6 protein-coding genes are annotated in these 5,164 nt (G+C 68.6%); 1 reads left to right on the forward strand and 5 read right to left on the reverse strand.

What is annotated here, in order from left to right; all coding sequences use genetic code 11:
- From ACRDU5_RS15145 to ACRDU5_RS15155, 3 genes are all read right to left on the reverse strand, one after another.
- Nucleotides 1-1,306 (reverse strand): lytic transglycosylase domain-containing protein (locus ACRDU5_RS15145; RefSeq protein ID WP_526615422.1); only part of this gene is annotated, 1,306 nt, incomplete at its 3' end.
- Nucleotides 1,307-1,394: 88 nt separating this feature from the next.
- On the reverse strand, nucleotides 1,395-1,937 hold the full coding sequence (locus ACRDU5_RS15150) for a DUF1003 domain-containing protein (RefSeq protein WP_526615423.1): 543 nt from the start codon (nucleotides 1,935-1,937) through the stop codon (nucleotides 1,395-1,397).
- Nucleotides 1,934-3,229: a magnesium transporter MgtE N-terminal domain-containing protein gene (locus tag ACRDU5_RS15155; RefSeq protein ID WP_526615424.1), complete on the reverse strand. Its 1,296-nt coding sequence runs from the start codon at nucleotides 3,227-3,229 to the stop codon at nucleotides 1,934-1,936. Before ACRDU5_RS15155 ends, ACRDU5_RS15150 begins: the two co-directional genes overlap by 4 nt.
- A 23-nt stretch (nucleotides 3,230-3,252) precedes the next feature.
- Here ACRDU5_RS15155 and ACRDU5_RS15160 point away from each other — a divergent pair, with 23 nt between their 5' ends.
- Nucleotides 3,253-4,209: an HpcH/HpaI aldolase/citrate lyase family protein gene (locus ACRDU5_RS15160; RefSeq protein ID WP_526615425.1), complete on the forward strand. Its 957-nt coding sequence runs from the start codon at nucleotides 3,253-3,255 to the stop codon at nucleotides 4,207-4,209.
- Nucleotides 4,210-4,219: 10 nt separating this feature from the next.
- Here ACRDU5_RS15160 and ACRDU5_RS15165 read toward each other — a convergent pair whose 3' ends face one another.
- Nucleotides 4,220-4,663, reverse strand: coding sequence for a DUF4190 domain-containing protein (locus tag ACRDU5_RS15165; RefSeq protein ID WP_526615426.1), 444 nt, complete (start codon nucleotides 4,661-4,663; stop codon nucleotides 4,220-4,222).
- A 1-nt stretch (nucleotide 4,664) separates the two neighbouring features.
- The coding region (locus tag ACRDU5_RS15170) for a DUF4190 domain-containing protein (RefSeq protein ID WP_526615427.1) at nucleotides 4,665-5,164 on the reverse strand (500 nt) is incomplete at its 5' end.

Consider the following 5,164-nt stretch of genomic DNA (forward strand, 5'->3'; position numbering starts at 1 on the left):
GACCCGGAGGTGGCGGCGGTGCGGCCGGTGCCGGCGCACCCGGCGGCGGTTCCGCCGGCGGCGGCGCGATGATGCCCGGCGCGGCCGGCGGTGGGACGATGCCCGGCGGAAGCGCCTCGGGCGGCAACTGGGGCTGTACCGGTGGGGGCGGATTCGAGCCGAGGCAGAACACCGCACAGTTCTGCTGCGGCGGCGGCTGCATCCAGGGCGGGGTGCCGGGCGCCGGCTGCATCCACATCGGCGACTGCCCTTCCGCCGGCCCCGGCAGTGGCCCGAACGTCGGCCCGGTGGTCGGGATCTGGCTGGCCACATCGGTGCGACCCATGCCGACCAGCGGCACCACGGCAAGCGGGTCGTTGGCGGGCAGCCCCAGCGCATTCATCGGCAGGCCCGGCCCGAGGCCCTGGTACCCGAGGCTCTGGTAGGCGTCCAAGTGCACGTCGCCGATCGGTGGTATCGGCCCGGTGATCGGCGGCAGGTCGACCGGCACCACGCCGGTCGCATAGGCGGCCGCCCAGGCCAGCACGTTCTGGGCGTATGCCACCGAGTTGTTGTAGCGCAGGATCGCGGTCATCACCTGTGCCTGGTCGCGAAGGTTGAGCCCGCCGCTGCACAGATAGCGCGCGGCGGCCAGGCTCGAGTCGAACAGGTTTTGCACTTCGGCCTTGCCGTCACGGTCGCCGTCGGAGGCGTACCGCGACCAGGTGCCCGGCAGGAACTGCATGGGCCCCAGCGCGCGGGCGTAGACGACCCGGTTGGCGCTCCGGTTCAGTTCGATGATCTCGTTGCCCGGCAGCGTCCCGTCCAGCGCGGGCCCGAAGATCGGTCGCACCGCGGTGCCGCGCGCATCGGTCGCACCTCCGTTGGCGTGCATCGACTCGATCCGTCCGATGCCCGCGAGCAGGTTCCAGCTCACCCCGCAGCCGGGGAAGGCCGACGCCATCGTGCGCTCAGCATTGCGGTAGGCGTTCAGCGCCATCGTCGGAATGCGCAGAGTGCCAGGCGAATTCACCACGACGGCGGGCGGCGGGGCGGATACGTTGGCGGACGCGATGTGGAACGGTGAAGGCGCCTTGGTGACCGCAACCACCGTGGCCCCGGCACGATCGCCGGGTTTGGGGGCGACCGCCGCCAGCGGCGTGACGGCGGCATCGCGAACGGGCGCGGACGGCGGTGGCGCCGACGCGCCGACGGCGCCGGCAAAGACCAGGGGAGCGATCGCTGCAATGCCGAATGCGGGCGTGCGCACTACCCGCACTGCGTGGTGCCGCACTGCCTCGAGGGCGGCTCCTCCCCCTATGTGCACTCAACCGTCCTAGGTCTGCGGTGGCGTGTGAACCAAGTCACCATACCTACTCGACAAAGAACGCGTTACACCAATGGCCTGAGCTGGGTCATCCCGGTTTCTTGGACCGGCGCTCGGTGGATTCGGCCTTGCCCGCGCCATCCCTGCCGTCGGCAGCTGGCGGCAGCCCGTCGAGCAGGTCGCGCAACTCCTCGAGTTCGCGGCGCAGATAATCGCGGGTGGCTACCTCGCCGACGGCCAACCGCAGAGCGGCGAGCTCGCGGGCCAGGTATTCGGTGTCGGCCTTGGTCTGTTCGGCGCGGCGACGGTCTTCTTCCAGTGAAACCCGGTCGCGGTTCTCCTGACGGTTCTGCGCCAGCAGGATCAATGGCGCCGCATAGGCGGCCTGCGTGGAGAACGCCAGGTTGAGCAGGATGAACGGGTAGGGATCCCAACGCAGTTTGACCGCGAACAGGTTAAGCGCGATCCAAATGATCACGAGGACGGTCTGCACCAACAGGTATCGCCCGGTGCCCAGGAACCGGGCGATGGATTCGCTGAATCGCCCAACGGCATCGACGTCGAGGTTGAACGAGAAGCCGCGCGACGTGCGCGGGGTGTCCAGCCGCTGCCGCGCCGACAAGTCGCTCATTTCACCCCTTCGGCGCCAGACAGTTCGGGTACCTCGCGCCCCCGCCAGTCGTCGGGTAGCAGGTGGTCGAGCACGTCGTCGACGGACACCGCGCCCAAAAGGTGGTTTTCGTCGTCGACCACCGGACCGCAGACCAGATTGTAGGCAGCGAAGTAGCGGGTGACCGCGGCCAGCGAATCCTCCGGGGTCAAGCTCGGCAGGTCGGTGTCCACGATGCCGCTGACCAGTGCGGCGGGCGGCTCACGGAGTAGCCGCTGCAGGTGCACACAGCCCAGATAGCGCCCGGTCGGGGTGGCGGTCGGTGGGCGCGACACGAACACCAGCGACGCCAGCGCCGGCGTCAGGTCGGGATCGCGAACCCGGGCCAGCGCCTCGGCGACCGTGGTGTCCGGGGCGATCACCACCGGGTCGGAGGTCATCAGGCCGCCGGCGGTGTCCGGCGAGTGGCTCAGCAGCCGGCGCACGTCCTCGGAATCCTCGGGGTCCATCCGGCGCAGAAACAGCTCGGCTTCGGCCGGTGTCATCGAGCCCAGCAGGTCGGCGGCATCGTCGGGGTCCATCGCCTCCAGTACGTCGGCGGCACGCTCGGTCTCGAGCTGCTGCAGCACGTCGGCCTGCTCCTCTTCCGGCAGCTCCTGCAGCACGTCGGCCAGCCGCTCGTCGTCGAGCGCGCTGACCACCTCGAAGCGGCGCTTGGCCGGCAGCTCACGGATCGCCTCGGCCACCTCGATGGGGCGCTGGCCCTCGAATTGTTCGAGCAACTGGGCCACGCCCTGGCCCGGCATCGCCAGCCCCGACGGGGTCAGGCCCTGCACGTGTTGCCAGTCGACGACATCGACGTTTCTGCGGCGGCCGAGCCGGCGCGCCAGGGGCCGCACCGCGACCCGGGTGACCACCCAGTCCCTGGTCCGGGTCTGTTCGATGGCCAGATCAACCACGACGACGTCGATCCCGGCAAGCTCGGGCAGGTCCGGGTCGTCGACGCGAACCCGCGTTTCGAGCACCTGGCCCAACACCAGAACTTCGCCGGGACGCTGCGAGAACTTCCGCAGCGACACATTGGCGGTGGTTAGGGTGACCGCACTGGGTTCGATCGCGGTGACCCGCCCGATGGGCACGAAGATTCGTCGACGGCTGAGCAATTCGACGACCAGCCCCAGTACCCGGGGCTGCTGGCGGACGATGCTGATGCTGATCACCACGTCGCGGACCCGGCCGATGGACTCGCCGTCGGGGCCCAAAACCACCATTCCCGCGAGCCGGGCCGCGTAGACCCTGTTCACCGACACCATGGTGAAAGGGTAGGAGTGTATACGTGGAAAACACGTATCGACCCCGCCGAACTTGCCTTTCGGTTCCGGGCAGCAGCGCAAAGATGATCGAAAAGTCCAAGGGACTGCCCGCTGACGAGGTGTTTCTCGACCTCGAGGACGCCGTCGCACCGGACGCCAAGGCCGAGGCCCGCACCCGGGTCGCCGTCGCGCTGGCGGAACCGGGGTGGTCGGATCAGCTGCGCGGCGTTCGGGTCAACGACTGGACCACGCCGTGGACCTATGCCGACGTCATCGAGGTGGTGTCGACGGCGGGTGCCGCACTCGACGTCATCGTGCTGCCGAAGGTGACCGATGTTTCGCACATCCACGCGCTCGACCTGCTGCTGAGTCAGCTGGAGACCACGCATGGGCTGCCGGTGGGACGGATCGGTATCGAGGCGCAGATCGAGAACGCGCAGGGGCTGACGAATGTCGGGGCGATCGCTGCCGGCCCCCGCCTGCAGGCGCTGGTGCTGGGCCCCGCCGACCTGATGGCCAGCCTGAACATGCGCACGCTGGTGGTGGGTGAGCAACCCGAGGGCTACGACGTCGGCGACGCCTACCACCACGCGTTGATGACGATTCTCGTCGCCGCCCGCACGCACGGCATTGCCGCGATCGACGGACCGTATCTGAAGGTGCGCGACGTCGACGGTTTCCGGCGGGTGGCCGGACGGTCGGCGGCGCTGGGCTACGACGGCAAGTGGGTGCTGCACCCGGACCAGATCGCTTCGGGCAACGAGATATTCAGCCCGCGCCAAGAGGCCTACGATCACGCTGAGCTGATTCTCGAGGCCTACGAATGGCACACCTCACGCGCAGGCGGGGCTCGCGGCGCGGTGATGCTCGGCGACGAGATGATCGACGAGGCCAGCCGCAAGATGGCTTTGGTGATCGCCGGAAAAGGCCGCGCCGCCGGCATGAAGCGCACGGCCGAACCGTTCCGCCCGCCGGACTAAGCTGGAATCCTTATGGCGCCCACTGGAATCCGCTTGCGACGAGGACCACAAAGAAGAGCCAGTAGAGTACCCAGAGCAAAATTGGGATAGCGCCGATGATGGTCCCGGCCAACGCGATGCCGAACCCGTCCTGGCCGGAGCGTTTGGTGTCACGCATCGCAATCAAGCCAAGGATGAGCCCAATGACTGACGTAAGTCCACAAAATACAAGCGATACCAATGATGTGACCAACGCCGCGATCGCCCATCCGTTAGTGCCCAGCGGCCTGCCCTGGCGGTACGGGTCATACGGGTTGGCGGCATAGCCGGGATAGGGCGCCGGGTATGCCGGTGGCGGCAGCGGGGGATAGTCGGTGGGGTAGTCAACCGGCGCGTATGGATCCGGCGGTCGCGGCGTGTTCTCCAGCGGCTGGAACTCAGTGCCGCGGATCGGCCGTTCGGGCGGGGTTGTCACGTCAAGTGCTGAACGCGAACGGGATCAACATGATGCTCAGGAGCAGCGCTCCAATGCCGACCGCGATGCCGGCCACCGCCAGTCCGTGGCCACCCTGACCCCGCTCCTTGATCTGGTTCAGGGCCATCACCCCGAGCACGATGCCGACGACCGAACCGGGACAGCAAACCAGGCCGAGCAACGAGGACACCAGCGACCAGATCGCGAGCTGGTTGGTTTCCGGCTGCCCCCCATAGCCGCCGGCGTACTGGGAATACTCCGGCCCCGGATAGGACGACGGAGGCGGATAGCCCGCCGCGCCGCCGTACGGCGGCGGGGGTGGGGGATAGGACTGCGCGTCGTAGCTCGATGGGTCGGGGTATGGCGGCGGATAGCCGGGCTGTCCGCCAACCGGCGGCGGGTAGCTCGGTGGCGGCGGGTAGCCGGGTGGCGGGTAGCTCGGCTGCTGATAGTCGGGCGGATTTTCGTAGGCGGGCGGGGGCGGGACATAATCCGGCGGCG

Origin of the sequence: Mycobacterium sp. (assembly GCF_050701515.1) — a bacterium.
GTDB lineage: Bacteria > Actinomycetota > Actinomycetes > Mycobacteriales > Mycobacteriaceae > Mycobacterium.